This window comes from Rhodovibrio sodomensis (assembly GCF_016583645.1).
Taxonomy (GTDB): domain Bacteria; phylum Pseudomonadota; class Alphaproteobacteria; order Kiloniellales; family Rhodovibrionaceae; genus Rhodovibrio; species Rhodovibrio sodomensis.
In genome coordinates this window covers 1-2,971 of the sequence record NZ_NRRL01000218.1, presented here as the reverse complement: position 1 = coordinate 2,971, position 2,971 = coordinate 1, and the positions used below count along the sequence as shown (strand labels likewise).

At 64.9% G+C, this 2,971-nt stretch carries 3 protein-coding genes; 2 read left to right on the top strand and 1 reads right to left on the bottom strand.

All coding sequences use genetic code 11. From position 1 onward, the window contains the following. Window positions 1–1,041: 1,041 nt before the first annotated feature. Window positions 1,042–1,506, top strand: a complete 465-nt coding sequence (locus tag CKO28_RS27140; RefSeq protein ID WP_200344559.1) for a heme/hemin ABC transporter substrate-binding protein — start codon at window positions 1,042–1,044, stop codon at window positions 1,504–1,506. On the opposite strand, the gene CKO28_RS27135 is transcribed toward CKO28_RS27140, so the two are convergent. Next, window positions 1,503–1,865 carry a hypothetical protein gene (locus tag CKO28_RS27135; protein WP_200344557.1) on the bottom strand — a complete coding sequence of 121 codons (363 nt, stop codon included), beginning with the start codon at window positions 1,863–1,865 and terminating at the stop codon, window positions 1,503–1,505. The genes CKO28_RS27140 and CKO28_RS27135 overlap by 4 nt on opposite strands. A 591-nt stretch (window positions 1,866–2,456) precedes the next feature. Between CKO28_RS27135 and CKO28_RS27130 the strand changes: the two genes are divergently transcribed. Beyond that, window positions 2,457–2,971, top strand: a 515-nt coding sequence (locus tag CKO28_RS27130) for an IS1634 family transposase N-terminal domain-related protein (RefSeq protein WP_496196159.1), incomplete at its 3' end; no start/stop codon positions are given.

Here is a 2,971-nt window from a genome sequence, read left to right as displayed (position 1 = left end):
GGTCTCCGACCGCACGATGAAACAACTCAACATCCAGCCGCATGACTTCCACGGCGAATGGAACTACACCATCCGTCCACGGCAGATTGATAGCGCTAAATGTAGCGGTTAATCGATATCAGCTCCTTAATGCGGATGACTGGTGCCGCTGCGTCGTGCGCTGGCCTGCTGATCTTCAGTGGCGTTTTCTAAGGCAAAGCGACAGGTGGAGGCCCGCGCCGGCCAATCTTGGCCGGCGCGGGCGCCGGCGCGGTCAGCCGTGGGCAAGTTTACAATGCCAAGCATCCTAGATCTCCGTTGGACATTGTTGAACGCGATGTGCAGACAACTCGCCTGCATCGTCGCGCTCTGCCTGGGCGAACGCTCCACCTACCTGGCTTCGTAGGTGCGCAGGGTGCCGTCGTCGTCTACGAGTTAGGTCTGGACAAGGCGGGTCTTTGCGAACTGGACGGCCGCACCAGTGAGGGTTACCAGCGCTTCACCGGTGTTCAACGGCGGATGCGAAGAACGCGCACTGGCCGGTGGTCTCGGCCAACGACTGGGGCGGCGCGTATCAGCTGTTCGAGAAGGCCGCGGCGACGGCCTAACCGCTGGCCTACAAGACGAGCGAACAAGCCGGGCGTAGAGGCGAGCCTCCGCCCGGCTTTTTTTGTGTGCCAGCCACTCTGGTATCGACCGATTTGACGGGCGCAGTGAATACGCGCCGCCCGGTGATGATCAAGAGGTCGAACTCACGCAGGTGCTGGTTCGGCGGGTCGCCTTGGCGGCCGGCGGTCCGCATGGCTTCGCTGCGACTGCGTCTCTCAAACTCGATCGGTTATCCGACACATACAATTGCAACTGCGGTGCATTTGCAGTAATGGTGGCGCCCGGCGGCGGTTGGACGACGGCGTAAGCTGGCCGGGCGAGGGCCATGGGTGGCGTACGCGGTGCCCGGACAGGCGATCCCGGTCTTTTCGGAGCGCGTCGCGTCGCCAGCGGCCTGGCCGACGTCCGCCCCGCCCAGATCTTGAACGGACGGATGAAAAGGACCGCATTCAGATGTTGGCGTTCATGCGCGCGCTCGGCACTTGGCTCGCCCCGGTGTGCCTGATCGTCGGCCTCGCACCGTCGGCGCTCGCCAGCGACGACGCGCGGGTCGTGTCCGTGGGCGGTTCGGTCACGGAAATCGTCTACGCGCTCGGGGCCGAGGAACGCCTGGTCGGCGTCGACAGCACCAGCCTGTATCCGCCCGCCGCGCAGGAGGTGCCGGACGTCGGCTACATGCGGCGCTTGTCCGCGGAGCCGATCCTGTCGCTGGAGCCCGATATCGTGTTGGCAGCGGCCGATGCCGGTCCGCCGGAAGCGCTGGCGCAGCTGCGCGCTGCCGGGGTCGAGGTCGTCGAGGTTCCCGATACCCCCAGCCCGGCGGGCGTGACAGAGAAGGTTCGGGCTGTCGCTGCCGCGCTTGGTATGGCGGGGCAGGGAGAGGCACTCGCCAAGGGGAGCGGCGGTTTGAGGCGCTAGACCGCCGCCTCGCAGAGTTCGCGCGCCAAGGCCGGCAGCCGATGCATATCGGCGGTGGCGCGACGCAGGTTTTCGACGGCCTCTTGCAAGGCAGCCGTATCAGCGCGCATACGGGCACACGCGTCGACCAGGTTCGAACCCTCACCAGCGTGCCGTGGCTTCGTGGAGTTCCCTGTCCGACCGCCGCCGTCCGGGATCGACGGCGACACGACTTCCGGGACTTCCGCGGTGGCAATGGTCTCGCTGGCATCTACATGCAGCGGAACGATCGACGCATCTGAAGACATAGACGGATCAGCGCTGGTCCGGCTCGCCGTGTTCGTCCGTGAGGTGAAGTCGACTTCGATGACATGTCCCATGGTGCCCTCCTGATGGGTATGTGTCGCGGCACCAAAGGAACGATAAAGCGCCTCAAATTGCGCGCGTTCGGAAGGGGAGCGTGCGCGATCGGGCGGTTAGTGACGATGGTTAACAGTAAAACGGAAGGATAGCGTATCCGATATTTGCCGATCGTTCTGATCCGTGTAGAGCCGAGCGGCGTACTGACCTGCTTCTCGTCGGCTGCCGAACCGCAGGCGTAGAAATCGGCGCTCGGCTCTTATCCCACGAAATCTCCAGTAGCCGATACGGGTCGAGCTTGGATTCCCTGAGCGGCACCATGACTTAGCCACGCTTTGGACAAATGTCCGCTCCTGGCCCACCCCGGGCACGCCAACAAGCGGGCGCTGGGTCCGTAGTGCCCCCGAAAGCTGTCTACAGGGATCATTCTGTCTGGGCTGAACCAGTTAGCCGCGCACGTACACGTCACCCTAAACGGAACTTTTTACTTGGTTAGCCGGCTAAGTTTCTGAGTGGGAACAAAGAATACGGCTGTGGGCGGCTTTGTGTACCCATGTAAACGGCGGTGGTCTGCCGTTGACATCAGTCTCAAGGTACGATTCGCATGAGCCATGTACATCGAGTCGGTCCCCAACCGCCAGTCGCCGCCCGCCGTTCTGCTGCGGGAAAGCCGCCGCGTCGACGGCAAGATCAAAAAGCGCACCGTGGCCAATCTGAGCGATTGGCCGGAGCACCTGGTCGAGGGCCTGCGCACCCTGCTCAAGGGCGGCGTCGCGGTGGAACGCGCCGAGCAGGCGCTGACCATCGCGCGCTCGCTGCCGCACGGCCACGTCGCCGCCGTGCTGGGCACGGCCGAGCGGCTGGGCCTGCCGAAACTGCTGCTCGGCCGGCGTAGCCGGCCGGCCGATCAGCGGTCGCGCGACCTGGTGCTGGCGATGATCGCCCAGCGGATCATCCAGCCCTGCTCCAAGCTCGCCACCGTGCGCGCCCTCAACGCTCAGACGGCCGCCTCCAGCCTGAACGGGCGCCTGGGCCTGGGCGAGGTGCGCGAGCACGAGATCTACGCCGCGCTGGACTGGCTGGTGGCGCGTCAGCCGCACATCGAGACCGCGCTCGCCAACCGGCA

Excerpts from the sequence above, each read along its gene's own strand:
- CKO28_RS27140 (WP_200344559.1), top strand. The coding sequence starts at position 1,042 with ATGTTGGCGTTCATGCGCGCGCTCGGCACTTGGCTCGCCCCGGTGTGC.
- CKO28_RS27135 (WP_200344557.1), bottom strand. The coding sequence starts at position 1,865 with ATGGGACATGTCATCGAAGTCGACTTCACCTCACGGACGAACACGGCG.